The organism is Bacillus sp. DX4.1 (assembly GCF_030348195.1).
Taxonomy (GTDB): Bacteria; Bacillota; Bacilli; order Bacillales; family Bacillaceae_G; genus Bacillus_A.
This window is the reverse complement of sequence record NZ_JAUCFT010000008.1, coordinates 666,693-685,755: the sequence shown is the minus strand read 5'-3', so window position 1 is coordinate 685,755 and position 19,063 is coordinate 666,693. Positions and strand designations below refer to the sequence as shown.

The 19,063-nt window shown below is 34.7% G+C and carries 2 protein-coding genes (1 of these 2 running past the window's edge); both read right to left on the bottom strand.

Annotation, left to right across the window (positions count from 1 at the left end):
- Positions 1-8,340, bottom strand: partial view of an SDR family NAD(P)-dependent oxidoreductase gene (locus QUF99_RS06580; RefSeq protein ID WP_289369132.1) — the 5' portion only. 321 nt of this gene lie to the left of the window's left edge; only the first 8,340 of its 8,661 coding nucleotides appear in the window; it begins with the start codon at positions 8,338-8,340; its stop codon lies off the left edge, out of view.
- Positions 8,324-19,063: an SDR family NAD(P)-dependent oxidoreductase gene (locus QUF99_RS06575; protein ID WP_289369131.1), complete on the bottom strand. Its 10,740-nt coding sequence runs from the start codon at positions 19,061-19,063 to the stop codon at positions 8,324-8,326. The genes QUF99_RS06580 and QUF99_RS06575 overlap by 17 nt, the downstream gene beginning before the upstream one ends.

Here is a 19,063-nt window from a genome sequence, read left to right as displayed (position 1 = left end):
TAAATACAATGTTTCAGATTGTTTATGGCCCAGAAGACCTATAACAGATTGAATTGCTGCATCCATTAATGAAGGGTGTAATACAAAGTCCTCTAGACTTCTCTCCATCACTTTAGGCAATTCAATATACGATAAACATTCCCTCTCATTATGGTACAACTTTTTAATACCCTTAAAGCTCGTTCCATAAGTTAATCCTATTTTTTGAAACAACTGATAACACTCTTCTCCTTCTTTCGATTGCTTACATTCTTCACGAATATTGGCCAGGTCAACAAATTCTTGTTGCGTGACTACATTTGGAGATTCAAATTCAAGATTTCCTTGTGAATGTAGAGTCATTTTATTATCACTTTGCATACTATATATTTCATAACTAGTATTTTCTGCATTCTTATTAAATTTAATATAAATATCCCGTTCACCATCATCTTCCAAAATAATAGGTTGTGTCCAAATAACATTAGTAATCTTCTGCACACTTTTTTCAGCTACGGCAGTACCTGCTGCATATGCCATCTCTAAATAAGCCACGCCCGGAAGGGTCTCTTTCCCCTGAACTACATGATCTTTTAAATAAAATGTATCTCTTTGCAAACATTTCATAAATTTAGTTTCTAATAAGGTCGAAATATTTTGATCAATTAAAGGATGTCTATCTATTGTTCCCTCTTCTTGTTTTTCAAATAAATGCCTTACCTTACGCTCTGAAACCCAATGGCATACCCGCTCAAATGGATAAGTTGCTAGCGAAATTCTCTTTGGACTGCCTTCACTATGTAATAAACCCCAATCAATTTCTGCTCCAACTATCCAGAGTTGAGACAATTCCATATAATCTTTTTCTCTGATTCTCGCCTCGATATATTCTCGGCCTTCCCCTTCTTTTCCCATTCGTTTTGCTTGTTGAACTGTTACAGTTCCATGATAAAAATGAGGAATCTCCTTATTTCCCTCACAATACTTTGTTAATCTTTCTTTCAGTTCTTCCTTATTGTCAACAATTACAGCTAATCTCTCTTCCATTGATTCTCTACCAATTTGTAATGTATAAGCAATGTCTTCTAAACTATAATTTTCTTGTATTGAGGTAACAATATTACGTGCATATTCTTTAAGGCATTCCTCATTCTTAGCTGATAAAATAATAATTTGCGATTCATGAGTCACAACCTCTTGCTTATTAGAAGGTTTTTGATATTCTTCAATTACAATATGGGCATTGACCCCTCCGAAGCCAAAAGAACTAATTCCTGCTCTTCTTGGAATAATTCGACTATGCTCATCTCTTATTTGTTTCCACGGAGTAGTTTTATTCACAATATAGAATGGACTATCTTCAAGCTTAATATAAGGATTTAGTTCTTTGTAATGAATGCTAGCGGGAAGAACATTATTCTTCATAGCCAACAGAACTTTACAAATACCTGCAATTCCAGCCGCAGCCTCTATATGACCAATATTCGTTTTCACTGAACCAATTCCGCATTTTTTCTCCTCCGATACTGATTTTCCCCATTCTTTATACAACTGATTAAAGGCTTTTTTTAGACCATTAATTTCAATAGGATCTCCCAAAGCTGTTCCAGTTCCATGAGTTTCAATATAAGATGCGGTAGATGGATCAACTTTCGCTTTTCTCCATGCACGGATAATTAAATCTGCTTGTGCATTAGGATTAGGTGCCGTCAAGGAGTTAGCACGCCCTCCATGATTAACAGCACTTCCTTTAATTACACCATAAATATGATCTCCATCAGCCTCTGCTCTACTTAGTGGTTTTAAAAGTAACGTACCTACGCCTTCTCCTCTTACATAACCATTAGCATCCTTATCAAAGGTTTTACATCTGCCATCCTCACAGAGCATACCAGCCTTATTAAAAGAGAGGTATAATGTAGGACTTGCGATGACATTAATACCACCTGCAATTGCTAATTCGCATTCTCCATTTTGAATTTGCTCTATCGCCCGATGAATAGCAACTAGTGAACTGGAACACGCTGTATCAATAGGTTCACTTGGTCCATGTAAATTAAGTAGGTAAGAAATTCGATTTGTTAAGATACAATGTGACATTCCTGTAGAAGTCTGAGCCTGAATTTCACTTTGAGTTTGTAAATCTCCATAATCTGAACTTGAAACTCCAATAAAGATCCCTGTTCTTGTTCCAGATAACTCAGATGCTTTATATCCTGCATCTTCAATTGTTTTCCATACATTTTCCATGAGAATCCTTTGTTGAGGATCCATTAGTTCTGCCTCTTTAGGAGAAATTCCAAAGAACAAACTATCAAATTTGTCAATATCCCCCATGAATCCGCCCCATTTAATATTTGTCTTGTTAGAACCTGAAACCGGATCACCATACAATTCTTTCCAATCCCAACGATCATTAGGAATTTCACTGATAAGATCTTTCTCTTTCACAAGGTGTTTCCAAAAAACATCTAAATCCTCTGATTGTGGCATAATACCACTCATTCCAATAATAGCTACAGGTTCTAAAATTTCCATTTGTTTCTCTTCTTTAGTTTTTATAGTCTCTTCTCTATGAAGCTCTTTAGTAGAAATAGTCCCACCAATCAATAATTCAGACGATTGAACAGGCGGATCCTCCGGCTTCTCAGGCAATACAGATTCTGTCTGAACTCGCTCTCCTGTATAGCATTGAACAATTTGCTCACTATATTCTTCTATTAAATAATCGACTACAGAATCTAATCTTGAATATTCAAAGAAAATAGCAGGTATAATCTCAATATTAAATCTTTCATTTATCTTATTACTTAAATCAGTTAAAGATAAGGAATCAAAACCGAATTCACTCATTTCTTCATCTAAGTAAATATCTTGCTGATTAATTTTCAAAATATCTGCTACTATTTCAATAAGATCTTGCTGCAACTTTTCTATTAATGAATTTTCATTTTGAATAGTTCCCTCTGTCGGCTGATAAGTAGAAGCATTATCTTTAGTATTAGTAGAACACCCCATATCACCGACTAATTTTTTCATCTTATCTCTTGCTCCTTGAAGAATGACAAACTGGTTTTCTGAGTGTATTAAGCCTTGTTCGACAGCATATATCCCAGTTGCTGTTCTTAGTGGCATCATTCCTATTGTTTTCGTCATTAGTTTTTCCATAGACTTATCCATTTTCATGCCACCTTCTTTCCACAATGGCCAATTAATAGAAAGTGTTCTGCCAAATCTATGTGAAGCTTTCACTAATTGCTCACGGCTTTCCGAAAATTGATCCATAAAAGCATTCGCATATGCATAATCGCTTTGACCAATGTTTCCAATTACAGCGGTGGTGGAAGAAAATAATACAAACAAATCAAGTTTTTCATTTTTCGTTGCTTCATCTAGCCAAATCGTTCCAAAAATTTTAGGAGCTAATACTTGTGTTATTTGCTCATTCGTTTTTTTCTTTATAATGGCATCACGAATTACGCCAGCACAATGAAGAATACCATGAATTTCATAATATTGTTCTTTTGTTTTTGAGATTAAGCTTTCTACTTCTTGGCGCTTAGAAATATCCGCTTTTATATATAGAATTTCCGCTCCATAAGAAATAAGTTCCTCTAGCCTTGCCTTCTTGTCGGAGGTTAAATCTGAACGACCTACCAGCACAAGTTTTGCTTTAAATTCTTTGGCTAGATACTGGGCAAATAAAAAGCCAATACCACCAAGGCCACCAGTTATCAGATACACCCCTTTCTGTCTCCATGGCAAAGTATTTTTCTCTTCTTCCTTAAATTGAAATTCTCGCATAAACTTCACGAAACGTTGTCCATTTACATAACGAACTTCTAAGGATTCTGAAGTATCTTCTAATTCTGGCAATACTCTCTCTAATATATCTGATTTTGAATAAGTTTCTAGAGCTATTGATTGACATATAAATTTACTATTTTCAATACGCACCGACTTAAAAAATCCACTTAGCGCTGCCTGTATTGGTTTAGAAAGTCCATTTTTCTGTGCATAGGTATATATAAATTGCACCTGCTCTATGAGAGATTCAGACATCAATGCTTTAGTTAAAAAAAATACCGAATAAATTCCTCGATTGAGCTCCTCCTCAATGCTTTCATTATTTTCACTTCTATTTCCATTCGCCCAAAGATAAAGAATATGCTTTGGGAATAAATCTTCTTCTTTTAACGTTTGAATTAATCTCACATAATCACTTTCACAACTAGGATCAATAACATACATTTGATCACTAATTTTTTGGTAGCCATTACCACGCTTAACCAAAATAATCGATGAAGAATTACCCCTTACACTATTCCAAAGTTCTTCACTTTCATCAAAAATAATTATCTTTTCTAAAGGTGCCATATCCCCGCTACTCTTTAGTTTTACTGGTTCCCATACATTCTTGAAATATAAGGGAGAGGACGCTTCCTTCTCACCAAAAAATGGTTTAGCTATAAAATCTTTTATTTTTACTAAGACTTGCCCAGTCTCGTCTAAAATATAAATATCAAATTTCCCTAACTTGCCTTCAGTATCTTTTGTACATATCGCATAAACATAATAAGCATTTTTTAAATTTCGAAATATTTCTACTTCATCTATAGAAAACGGAACATATAATTCTTTATATCCTTTTCCTAATAATGCGGTTTGAAATGCTCCATCCATAAGAGAAGGATGCAGCTCAAATTTATCACTTCCATCAATTAATTTTTGTGGAAGTTGGATTGTTGATACAAATTCCTTATTGTTTCCAAACCTTTCTTGTATTACTTGAAAACTAGAGCCTAAATGAAGATTCCGCTGAGTGATTAAATTGTACATTTCATGTCCGTCAATTAATTTTTCACATCTTTGCATAACACTATCTATATTAATCCGCTCAGGTTGTACATCATCATTTTCAAATATGAATTTCCCATGATGATGGATTGTCCTTTTTTCATTTTCTCCGCTAAATATTTCGTATTGAACATCAGTTTGACGTGGATGCAACTTAATATGAATATCTTGTGAAGAAGAATAAACTTTAATCGGGCTCTTCCACACCAGATTTTTGATTTTTTTAACTTTTCTTTTTCCTACTAATTCACCAGCAGCTCGTATCATTTCAATATAAGCTACACCTGGAAGAACCTTCTCTTTATTTATTATATGGTCCGAAAGATAAAATTCATCACCTGTCATTTTTGTAGTAAACTTATACTCTTCTAGATCTGAATTGTTTTTTTCAATCAAAGGATGTAGCCATTCTCTTTGAGACTGTATCGATTCTTGAATTGTACTATTAACTATCGTTTCATTTTCCTGATTTAACCAAAAACGTTGATAAGAGAAAGGATAAGTAGGTAATGGGAGTCGCTGATAATTGCTACCTTCGTAAAACTTGTTCCAATCTAGTTTATATCCATTCACGTACAATTCGAGTAAGGACCAAAGTTTTTCTTTATATTTCTCTCCTTTTACGTTCTCTTCTTTAAATTCTCTTATCAATTTTTCTCCCATCTCTTTTGCTAGAGCATTTTCTTTATGAGAAGATTTTTTTCGATCAGAAATAAGGTAATTGCTTATATTTTTATTCTCACAAAGATCAACTAATTTCTGTTTTAATTCAGCAATATTTCTTACAAGTAAAGCTGAACGAACGGCAAAATGTTTTCTTCCCACTAGCAAGGTATAACAAAGATCTCCAATCGAACATGCCGATTCTTTCTCTAACCAGCTCCTAAGGTTCTGCAATTGTTGTTGTAATGCGTCTTCGTTCCGTGCAGAAAATGGAACGAAATACAATCCTTCAGAAGAATTAGATAAAGTTTTTTGGGGTGGCTCTTCAATTACTAGATGAGCATTCGTACCACTAAATCCAAAAGAACTAATTGCTGCTCTTCTTTTCTCTCCCGGTTCTACCTTCCAATCCTTTAGTTCTGAATTCACATAAAATGGACTACTCTCAAAATCAATATGTTCATTTGGTGTGCAAAAATTAAGTGAAGGTGGAATTTTTTTATGCTTTAGGGATAACAAAACCTTGGCTAAGCTGGCCCCTCCGGCTGCTGTAGCAGCATGACCAATGTTCGTTTTTACAGAACCTATTGCACAATATTGCTTCTTATCTGTGTACTTACAAAATGCATTAGTTAACGCTTCAATTTCAATGGGATCACCTAATTTAGTACTAGTTCCATGCGTTTCTACATAAGTAATAGTTTCGGGATTAATATTGCCTTTCTCGTATACGAATTGTTCCAGTTCTGTTTGTGAAATCGTACTTGGTGCTGTGATACCATTTGTTCTTCCATCTTGGTTAGTTCCAGAACTTTTAATGACACCATAGATGTGATCACCATCTTCCAAGGCTGCGTCTAAAGGTTTTAATACAAACATTACGACTCCTTCTCCAGGAACAAATCCATTTGCGTTATTATCAAAAGCTGCACTTTTTCCTTCTGGTGAAAGCATATTAGCATTGCTCGAAGCAATAAAAAACTTAGGTGTAACATTGATAAAAGCTCCTCCAGTCAGTACCAATTCACTTTCTCCTGACGCAATGCTTTGACATCCCATATGAGTACTGACTAAAGCCGATGAACACGCTGTATCGATAGCAATACTTGGTCCTTTAAGGTTAAGAAAATATGAGATTCTTGCTACAGATACAGAATTATGGTTTCCCCAAAATGATTGAGCTTCTTTCGGAACCCCTAATTCATTCATTTTATCTACATAATCACCGTTACTAATACCAACAAACACTGAACATTTTTTATTACCAATATAATCATTTGCATACCCTGCATCTTCTAAAGCATTCCAACTTTCTTCTAATAGAAGGCGTTGCTGAGGGTCACTCAATTCTGCTTCCTTTCCAGAAATGTTAAAAAACAAACTATCAAATTGATCAATATCCTCTAAAAACCCGCCCCACTTACAATTTGTTTTATCTAATTTTTTTAAATCCGGATCGTAATAAGCTTTAGAATCCCAACGTTCCTTTGGAACTTCTTTAATTGAGCTAACGCCATTAGCTAAATTGTTCCAAAATTCATCTTTATTTTTTGCACCCGGAAAACGACAAGACATACCAATAATAGCGACCTCTCTCTGACTATCCACTATCATTTTCTCTCTATTTTTTACACATTTCTCATTACTTAGCATTATCTTTGTTTGATGATTCCAATAAGAAAGAGGTGTTGTCACGACCACTTTCCCAATATTCTTTCTGTTTTCCAAATAACGGTAAGCTTTTTGGATTTCAGAGAAAGAAAATACTTTATCAACTGTAGGTTTAATGCTACCTTTTTCCAACACTTCATACATACGATCTAGGTATTGTATCGTTGCCTGCTTTTTATTTAACATTAACTTTCGCATATCAACACTATAAAAAGTCTGATTGTTTACTAAATAAGATAGATCTATATGCTTGGCGGATTTTAAACCAGTCATCGCAATTTCAAGATAGCGACCCTGAGGGGCTAGAATTTCTAGTCCCTTTTGAATCGCATCTCCTGATAGAGTATTAATGAGAACATCAATACCATGACCATTTGTCATTTCTAAAACTTTTTCTGCAAAATCTTCCTCACGATAATTAATAAGATGCTTAACCCCCATTTTTCTAAGGTAATCTAATTTTTCTTGTGAACCTGCTGTCGCATAAATTTCAGCTCCTTGAAGAAATGCCATTTGTACTGCAATTAATCCTGTACCTCCTGTTGCTGTTTGAATAAGAACTTTTTCCCCTTTTTTAATCATTGCCTTATCAAACACGTGTTGCATAGTAAGGTATACAATAGGAAATGAACATGCTTCTTCATGAGTGATATTCTTTGGTTTTTTGACGACAAAAGACTCATCAGTGTTTACTATCAAACTTTGGCCACCCAAGCGTTCTCCCATTAACCCAATCACTTCGTCTCCCGCTTTAACTCGAGTGACTCCAGCTCCTGTTTTAACTACTACTCCAGAAATTTCAAATCCTGGTGAAAATGGATAATCTGGCATGGTAGGATATAATCCCTTTACACACAATAAATCACCAAAATTTAATGAAAATGCCTTAACAAGGATTTGTACCTCTTTCTCAGCTGGATCACTTAAATCTATGGTGCTAATCTGAATATCAGAAATATTACCCGGTTTATCTAATACAACTGTTTTGTGTACAAAATCACTATGTACCGAGGACATATATTCGTTCTCTTTTCTATCTCGCAGGAAAGTATCGTCACTTATAATTGATTGATTCTTCTGACTCATATTTTGCATTAATTGTTTCCCTTGTTCCGGTGATATTTCACCACATTTTACCATTCTCAAAATTTCTTTAATGTCTCTCTTCATACTTCCACCCCATTAATTGATAGGCCTCATCAACAGTTAATTCATCAGCTACTAATCTATCTAATAAATCTAAATCCTCATCAAATTCTTTTTTCACAAATTTATCTGAAAAAACTAGAGATAAACATTCTTTATATTCATGATATATATACGCTGCCAAATCTTTTATATTGTTGTAATCAAATAAGACTGTAGTTTTGAGAGCAACGCCAAAGGTTTCGTTAATATTTTTAATTAGTTCTAAACCTGTAATAGAATCCACACCATAGTCCGAAAAAGGTCTTTCCAATTGGATTTCTGTCTTATTAATTTCTAAAGTGCTAGCCACATCAGAAAGTATTTTTTCCTCAACTATATGCAGTTGCTCTTCTAATGTCATTCTGGATGGTTTTACTAGGTTCTCTTGTACTACTGTTACTTCCTGAATGACTTGTTTTGAAGTTTGGTGTGCTTGGAACTTATCTCCTTTCGAAATAAATTGCTTATTTAAATCCCGTTTAACAGTTTCTATTATTCCACTACTTTCTCCAATTATAATATTTTGAACAAGACCATTACGTCCTTCCTCTAATGGCTCTAAATTTATTATTTTCTCAAATCCGACTTGCTTCAAATTTTGTTTCCACATTTCTTCACTAAGAAGTGGAGAATCTGGTAATCGCATTTCTAGATCATCATACAGCCACCAACCTTCTAATAATCCAAAAGTTAAGGTTGCAAAATCATCAACAATAGTGGCTTCATTAATAATAATCCAACCATTCGTTTTTAAAAGCATTTTTATATTTTCTAGTGTATGTTGTAATCGTTTCGTAGCATGCAGCACATTTGTAGCAATAATCACATCATATTGACCTAATATATATCCTTGTTCTTTAATATCTTTTTCAATATTTAGTAGTTTAAATTGGACAAAAGGATTGGCAGCACCATATACTTTCTTTCCATATTTCGTAAAGCTTGGTGATATATCAGTGTAGTCATATTGTAAACAGTCGCCATATTCATGAATTTCTTTAAATACTACAGAGCTAGTTCCCCCTGTTCCCGCACCAATTTCAAGAATTTTAATTTTCTCATTATCTTTCATAGTTTCTGTTCTTCTTTCAATATAAGAACGAAGTCCCCAGGCTACCAGTTGATTAAAGTAATCGGCCGAAGCATTCTTTTGATAAATTCCTTCTACTAACTCCATAGATGATTCAGGGAATAAGATATCTGTAGCTGCAATATTCCCTCTTAATATGTCAGGATAATATTGAAAGCAAACCCATAATAAATTTACATGTGCATTAATTTCTGGGACAGATATTAAATCATTTCGTTTCTGCTCTAAATTTTGCAATTTATTTTTTGTATTACTATTATCAACCATTGTTGTCGTGCATACTACAGAATCCTCTATTGTTATAAATCCAGCTCTAGCCATAATGTTTAATAAAGCCTTGAATAACCGTGTATAACTTAGCGTAATCCCAAGCTGCTTAGACAAATCTTCTATATGATATTGTTCTCCATTTTGATAAAAAACACCCATTTTTTGAAATGCATTTAGTAATAGAAGTCTATTTAATTGCTTAAGTTGACTAAATGCTTTCTTCATCTGCTGTTTACTAGCACTATTCATCACAGGTTTCTTAGTCAAGTCAAGTATTGCTGTCATTTCCTTAAGATGTTGTACATTTGAATGTTTACCATCTATACCGATTTTCTCTAATACTTTTTCATCCGCTTTCATTGCCATGATTTGATTTATTGGATTACTAAGCAAACGTTCAACAGCTCCCATACCTTCTTCTACTGAGATGGAATATATCCCTTGCTTCGCTAAGCGTTCATTATATTTTTTAGTAGCTACTATTCCTACGCTACCCCAATATCCCCAATTCATGATCTTAATAGGATAGCTTTCCTTCTGTTTAAGATAGTGTGCAAAAGCATCTTTGAAAGTACATGCAGCTGCATAGTTGCTCTGACCAGCATTCCCTACAAAAGATTGTGCAGAAGAGAAGAATGTCATAAAGTCAAGTACTTCTCCTTGTAATGCTTGATGAAGAATAACACTTCCTTGTACCTTAGGATTTAAGACTGAACGGAAAGTCTGTTCGTCCATATTTTCCAGTTTACAATCTTGAAGAACAATAGCAGAATGAATGACACCATTAATATTTCCAAAATATGTTTTTGCTTTTCTAACTGCCTCTTTCATGCTTGCTAAATTCGTTGCGTCTGCCTGTAGGTAGCAAACTTTTCCGCCTTTGGACTCAATTTTAGCAATCTTCTCCTTTTTCTCTGCATTCAATTTACTACGTCCAATTAACACGATTCTTGCATCCACTTGCTCTACTAGGTAGCGACTTAACTCAAGTCCAATACCACCAGCGCCTCCTAGAATTAGGTAGACTCCTTGATATTTAAAGACACTTTTCTCACTAGCTGGTAGTAAAACTTGTGTAAGAGATCGAACGTACCTCCTATCATTGCGTAGCAGCACCTCTTCGGCTTTATTTTCAATCGATTCTGCAAGAATTAATTGAATTATTTTGTTTTGTTCTTCCAATAAAGTACCATTAATAAATGGATACAAATCAATGTCAATATAATGAATATTCCAGTTCTTATACTCTTTCATCATAGATTTGGTTAGCCCGTGAAGACTTGAAGAATATGGAATTGTGATTTCATCCCCCATAAGCTGATATACATTATTTGTAATAACTTTTAATTCAAGCCTTTTCTGAGAATAACCCTGTTCACTTAATGCCTTGAGAAGTCTAAATAAACTTAAAACTCCTTCTTCTTGGCTCTGATTTAATTTTGTAAGATTTTCAATTTCAGCCTCTTCAACTTGAATTCCACCAAGAAAATAAATTAACTCAATATCATACATTTGTTGCATGCATCTACTGAAAGATTCAGGATCATCCGTTTTTATTTCCCAGCTTCGCTGTGAATGTTGTTTATATTCATCTCCTAGCTGAATATAATAAACCTCACTTGACTCATGCACTTTTGCCAAATCATCCGCGAGTCCGGCACTTTCATGTGGAGCAATAATAAGGACTTTATTGGCTACAATTGATTCTGGCTGCTTTGTTAAAGGAGCTGGCTTCCAACTTGGCTTATAATAAAAATCATGAGAAATTTCAGGTACTTCAATACTTCTTTTCAATGGCCGAACAGTAACTTCATGCAATTTAATACAAACTCTACCCGTTTCATCTAATAACATTATGTTATAGCGATTTTTACCAGCCACTCTTACATAAGCATAACCAGACTCAGATAACACTCGCTTTATCTCCACTTTCCCTATGGCATAAGGAAGTTTCAACTCATTATTGCTACTTAGAATCCCGGCGATTGTTTGCAGTGCCCCGTCCATCAATGTCGGATGCAATGTATACAGTTCTTTTCCATTTTCGAAAACATCCGAAATACGCAATATTCCTAAAGCCTCGTCATTATTTCCCCAGATATGCTCTACACCTTGAAAATATCCTCCGTAGTTAATCCCTACTTTTTTAAAGCTTTGATATAACTCTTGGTGATTCATTTGTCGAGTTGCTCTTACTTTAATTTTTTCTATTTCAACAAATTCCTCTTCTTGAATATCTGATAGTTTATTAAGAATCAATTCTCCTTTAGAATAAATAATACACTGTTCGTCATTAAAGCTTTGAATCTCATATTTCAAATACCCACTATCTTCTTTAATGACAATATGAATCTCCTTTTCGTCTCCATCCACAATAATAGGTTGCAGCCAAGTAACATTAGATAGACTGTAGTTATTTTTCTTTTTTACTTGCTGTAGTGCTTCTAAAACCATTTCTAAATGAGCTACCCCAGGCAAAATGAGCTGATTCTGTACTTTATGGTCATGAACAATTGAATCATTGTTTTTTATTTTTTTCTTATAAACAACACCTTTTGTATGTAAGCTCAATTCAGGATCAATCTTGTCAATAAGTGGATACATTACTGTCAATTCACTATTAACTGTTTCTATCGATCTATTCTTCATTCTTTTAATCCAATGCCGTTCCTTTTTAAACGGATACACTGGGACTGAACACTTCTCTCTATGTCCCTGTGATAATTTATGCCAATCAATATCTATCCCATTTACCCACACTTCTGCGAGCTTACTAAGTTCTCTTCGTTCTATCCACTTTTGGATCATACTTTGTCTATCCTCATTGGATAAAAGAGACATAATCTTTGTTTTTGTATTAATGTTTCCTCTATAAATATTTTCTGCTGTATCATCTTCCTCATAAAATTGTATTAATTTATATTTCAACTCTTCTTTACTAGAAGCGATTATCGCCATTCGTGCTTCCAATGCTTCCCGACCAACTTGGAATGTGTATGCAATATCAGAAAGGCTAGCTGAATCTCTTAAACCTTTTGTGCTCTCTTCGCTAGGAACTTTCTTTTGATAATAATTATTCAAAATTTCTCTATGATCTTGATACAGCTGTTGCGATAAATCCTCTAGTGACAAATATTCAGTACAAATCATAGGATCGCTCTTAATATGATATGTTTGATTAATAACATCGGTAAAAGCAGTAAATTTAACAAGATCAACTCCGTAGTCCGTCAAGCTCTCATTACTATCAATGTCCTCTATTTCTACATGCAATATTTCAGATAACATATTTAATAAGTCCTGTTTAATCCGTACTATTAAAGCTGTTTTTTCCGCTCGAATGTCTGGTTTGTTTTTTTCTAAAAATTCCGCCACATTTGAAGCATAAATTTTAAGTTGTTCTACATTCTTTGCAGATAGCACTAACACTTGTGGCTCATCTTTTACTATCATTTTTTCTGGTTGATTGTGGTGTTCCTGAACAATAAGGTGAGCGTTAGCACCTCCAGCTCCGAATGAACTAATTCCTGCTATTCTAGGAATCTTTATCTCTTTTCCACTTTTTATATCAATCGGCTGTTTCCATTCCTCTAATGAGCATTGGACACGAAACGGTGAATTTAAAAAGTTAATATTTGGATTTAATTTTCCTGAATGAATGGATGGAACTAGTTGTTTATACTTCATTTGCAATAATACTTTGGTAAGAGCTGCAATTCCTGCTGCAGATTCTAGATGTCCAATATTAGATTTGACCGAACCGATAGAACAAAATTGCTTTTTATTCCCTTTGCCATAGGCTTGCATTAATCCTGTAATTTCAATTGGGTCCCCTAATGAAGTTCCTGTTCCATGAGCTTCAACATAACTAATATCACTTGCAGAAACCTTTGCCTTTGCTAATGCTTCTGTAATCAGTTTTCCTTGAGCATTCGGATTAGGTACAGTATATCCATTCGTTTTGCCGCCATGATTTAAAGTGCTGGCTTTGATTACACCATAGATATGATCTCCATCCGCAACTGCCTGTCTAAGTGGTTTTAAAAGTACAGCTCCTACACCTTCTCCAGGAACATAGCCATCTCCACCTTCTCCGAAGCTACGACAGCGTCCATCACTAGAAGCAAAATTCGCTTCACTAAGCTGAAGATATTTACTAGGATGAACTGTAATATTTACTCCTCCTGCAATCGCAAGATTACTCTCTCCATTTTGAAGGCTACTCACCGCCAAGTGAATTGCAGTGAGAGACGAAGAACACATGGTATCTAATGCAATACTCGGTCCATGGAAATTAAAATAATATGATACACGATTCGCAATAGATGCATAAGAAGAGTTTGGAAGGACAAAATTTCCTTTTACTTGCTCTTCAGCACCAAACAATTGGTACTGTCCATACATTACTCCAACAAATACCCCAACATTCTCATTATCTAATTGACTTTTCTTATACCCAGCATCCTCTAAAGTATGCCAAACCGTTTCTAAGAATAAACGTTCTTGAGGATCCAATAATTTAGCCTCTCTTGGGGAAATATTAAAGAATAGTGAATCGAATTTATCTATATCATTAATAAATCCTCCCCATTTCGTATAACTCTTACCAACCGTCTTCTCTCCTGCTTTAAAATATTGCCGATAATCCCATCGATCCTCAGGGACTTCTGTAATACAGTCTTTACCATTTTTAAGTACTCTCCAAAACTCTTCTAAATTATCAGCCATTGGGTATCTTCCACTTACACCAATGATAGCAATCTCTTCTTTCCTATCATTTTCTTTTCCGAATTTTTCCTGACTATACTTTGACTTAGAAATGGATTGACGGTATACATGCTCCGTTTTTAAATTATTGTCAAAAGTTACACCAAATAAATCCATTAAATTTTGTTTATGATTTTTAATAAAATAATTAGATAGTTCTTTAATTGACTGGTATTCAAAATACAATGTTTTAGATAATTCACCAAACTGTTTCTCCAGATGATGTATCATACGCATAATGATAACCGAATCAATACCATATTTTTCAAAAGGTTCCTCAGCAATGATTCTTGATACAGGTATTTTTGTTTCTATAGATAATATTTCTTTTAAATATTGTTCTACTTGTTTTTGCATTTGAATTCTCTCTCGTTTCTCTAATCCTTTCTCATCCTGTACCCAAACATTTCTTGCATTCCTGTTCTTCAAACCTTCCATTATCTTTTGTTTCTTTCCTTCTAGAACAATGAATTGTGAAACATGATTCTTTAACCCTTCTTCAAATGCTCGTATTCCATTCTCTGTTTGTAACGGAACAATGCCAAGTATATTCTCCATCCACTGTTGAGAATCACGATCAAACTTCATTCCACCCTGCTCCCAAAAAGGCCAGTTGATAGAAAGTGTTTTGCCAAATCGTTGTTGTTTTTCTCTTTTTAGTTCTCGTAGTATCGCAAAATAATCCATAAAGCTATTTGCATAGGCATAGTCTGCTTGTCCTACATTTCCTAGTTCTCCTGCAAGAGAAGAGAATAAAGCAAAGAAATCGAGTTTTTCCTCCTTAGTATATTCATCGATCCATACCGTTCCGTATACTTTAGGAGCCAATACATCTTTCATATTTTTTTTTGTTTTCTTGTGTACAAACGCATCTCGAGTAACCCCAGCACTATGAATTACACCGTGAATGTGCTTAAAACGCCCCTTCACTTGTTTAATTAACTTAGCTGTTTCATCTTGTTTTGAAACATCAGCTGAAATATAAAGCACCTCTGCACCCAAATTTTCAAGTTCTCGCACTTGTTGTTCTTTTTCAGAGTTCAATTCAGAGCGTCCCACGAGTATTAACTTAGCTTGAACTCGTTCTGCTAAATGTTTAGCAAAAAGAAAGCCAAGTCCCCCTGTACCGCCAGTAATGATATATACTCCGTTTTTTCGAAAAGCCACTGGCTCATTTATTTCTTGGGGTATCCATTCTTGTAATACTTTAACAAATCGCTGATTTGAATCATATTTAATTTCCGTCTCTTTAGTATTGTCCATTACTAATTCAGCAAATAAAAGATCAGAAAGTTGAAAAGATTGCATCTTAGAATCATCAATCTCTATTGTTTTGGCAACTAATATCGAGCTCTCTAGTTGAATTGTTTTTATTAGGGCACCTAAGGCCGCATATTGTGGTTGAACTGCCCCTTGTAATGATGGATATACATATACAAGGGATATATTATCCTGTAATTTTTGAGCCATTATTACTTGACTCAAATAAAAAATGGAATATACACTTTGGTTAAGTTGCTTTTCTAAATTTTTTTCAAAATCATTTTGTGCCCATAGATGAAGAATGTAACTCGGCATCAGATTTTCTTCTTTAAGAAAACGGAATAGCCTTTCATAATCTTCAGGGTCCTCAGGATTTATTTGATACGCTCCACCTTCTAATTTATTAAACTGTTCCCCTTGTTTTACTAAAATAACCTTTAATTCTTCTGGACATTCGGACTGTTCATATAACTTATTTCGCATCTCATTATCTGTATCGAACAATAGTATATTGCCAGATACTTTAGCATATTTCACATTATGCTTTAATTCATTTTTCTTCCATACCCCATGTAAATATGCAACCTCTGATTCTCGTGTATTCGACCTTTTTCTTTGGAGTGCTGCAACAGAAAAATCCTTAATATTCACTAAAACTTGTCCTACTTCATTTACAAGCTGAATCATAAATGTCTTAATTTTTGTTTTAGGGGCAGGCTGTTCCTCTTTCCAAGTCACATAGGCATAACATTTCTCATTCAATGGTTGTAAGATCTCCAATTCTCCTAGAGAAACAGGAAGATAGGTTAGTTCTTGTTCCCCTTCAACATTCACTATAAGTCCCATGACCGTTTGGAGTGCTCCATCTAGCAAAGAAGGATGTAACTCAAAAGAAGAAAAGCTCTCTTTTAAATGAGCTGGTAATTGTAAAGCAGAAAGTGCTTCGCTCCGACTCAAGTATAAACGTTGAATTGTTTGAAAACTCGGACCGTAATTTAAGTTTGCTCTTTGAAATAAATGATAGCATTCTTCCCTATCCTTTATATTTTTACAACGAGACTCAATAGTTTTAAGATCCAATATTTCATCTGTATTCTCTAACTCATAAAACATTTGTCCTCGAGCATGAAGTACCTTTTTAATTCCTTTATCCGAACTCCATACCTCATAGTCAATTCCTTCTTCGGTTGAATATAAACTAATTGCTACATCCCCTAGTACGAATCCTTGATTATCTAAAGAAGAGGTAATTGGCGTATTCCAAATTACATTCTTAATTACACGCACTGTTTTATCAACTGACAAATTGCCAGCCGCCCTTGCCATTTCTAAAATTATAGTACCCGGTAAAATTTCTTTACCAAACACTTTATGGTCTTTTATATAAAATTCTTGGTTAGCTAAACCTAACGTAAACTTTTGTTCTCCCAATATTGAAACATTACGGTCAATCAAAGGATGTAACTTTTCTGATTTTTGATTTGTAACGTTTTCCTCTTTGCCAGCTACCCAATACCGTTCTTTAGCAAAAGGATAAGTAGGAAGAGAAATTTTCTTTAGTTTTCTTTCTTTATAAAAATTTGTCCAATTAATAGTTGCACCACAAACCCAAAGTTCTGCAAGTCCTTTTACATTATTTTGTTTAATATATTCTTCTACCATTTCCTGTTGTATTTGTGATTTTGTAACGTTACTACAATAAAGGTCAGGTGCATCCTCACCCTTATAAAATTGCTTAAGCAACTCTTGTAACGATTCTTTATTATCAGTCACAATTGCTAATCTTTCTTCCATCTCCTCGCGACCAACTTGCAAAGTATACGCAATATCAGCAAGATTAAGTGGTTTAGCATAACGCTCTAAAAAGACTTGCAAATTATAAGCATAATCCCGTAGTCTTTCTTTATCTTTAGCGGAGAGCAAAATCAAATATGCTTCATTATGATAAGAGTAAGAGCTTTCTTCATGTTCTTCTAAAATAAGATGTGCATTCGCTCCTCCTGCTCCAAACGAGCTAATACTTGCCCTTCTTGGGAGAATCTTACGTTTACCATTACTCTCCACTATAGGCTGTTTCCATTCAGATAATTTACGCTGTACATAAAAAGGCGTTTCTTCAAAAGCAATATTAGGATTCAATTGTTCTGAATGGAGAGAAGGAACTAGCTGTTTATGTTTCATTTGACATAGTACTTTCGTTAAACCCGCGATTCCAGCTGCTGATTCCAAATGACCAATATTAGATTTAACAGATCCTATTGCACAAAAAGCTGGTTTATATTTTTTCATTTGAAAAGCTTTTGTTAGCCCAGCAATTTCAATTGGGTCTCCTAATGATGTACCTGTACCATGAGCTTCAACATAAGAGATTGTAGCTGGATCAACTTGTGCATTCTCTAACGCTTCTTTAATTAGGTTTGCTTGTGCATTAGGGTTAGGTACAGTGTAACCACTCGTTTTCCCACCTGCATTAATGGAAGTCCCTTTAATAACCGCATAAATATGGTCTCCATCTGCAATAGCTTTTTCCACTGTTTTTAATAAGACTGCCCCTACTCCTTCTCCGTCAACAAAACCATCTGCTTCAGCACCAAATGCTCTACATTTCTCACCTTTTGATAGCATGTTCATTTGAGACAAATTGTTATAATGCTCTGGATGGACAATCAAGTTGACCCCCCCGGCAATGGCGGTATGACATTCGCCTTTTTTAAGGCTTTCACATGCTAAATGAATCGCTGTCAAAGAAGAAGAACAAGCTGTATCTACCGTGATGCTTGGTCCTTGAAAGTTGAAAAAATAGGAAATACGATTGGCTATTGACCAATATGCCGAATTTCCTCCATGACGCGTATAGAAGTTATTCATAACTCCTACAAAGACACCCACCTTTTCATTCTCCTCAGTAAGTGATTCCCGGGTCACTCCTGCATCCTCTAACACAGCCCACGCTGTTTGTAAAAATAGTCTTTCCTGCGGATCCATTTCCTCGGCTTCTTTGGGCGTAATCTGGAAAAACCATGGGTCAAATTTATCAATATCTTTAATAAACCCCCCCCATTTACTATAACTCGTTCCTTGTTCCCTAGAATCAGGAAGGTAATAACCTTCCCAATCCCAGCGATCTTTTGGAACTTCGGTAATACAATTTTTACCTTCCTTCAAATTATCCCAAAAAACATCCAATGTTTCTGCCATGGGATATTGTCCACTTACACCAATAATTGCTATATCTTTAGCAGAATTAGTTAGAGGTACTTTTGCAAGAAGTTGTTTAAGTAATTGCCTTTTTTGAATGCCTTCTGAATTCCCCAT

Excerpts from the sequence above, each read along its gene's own strand:
- QUF99_RS06575 (WP_289369131.1), bottom strand. The coding sequence starts at position 19,063 with ATGGGGAATTCAGAAGGCATTCAAAAAAGGCAATTACTTAAACAACTT.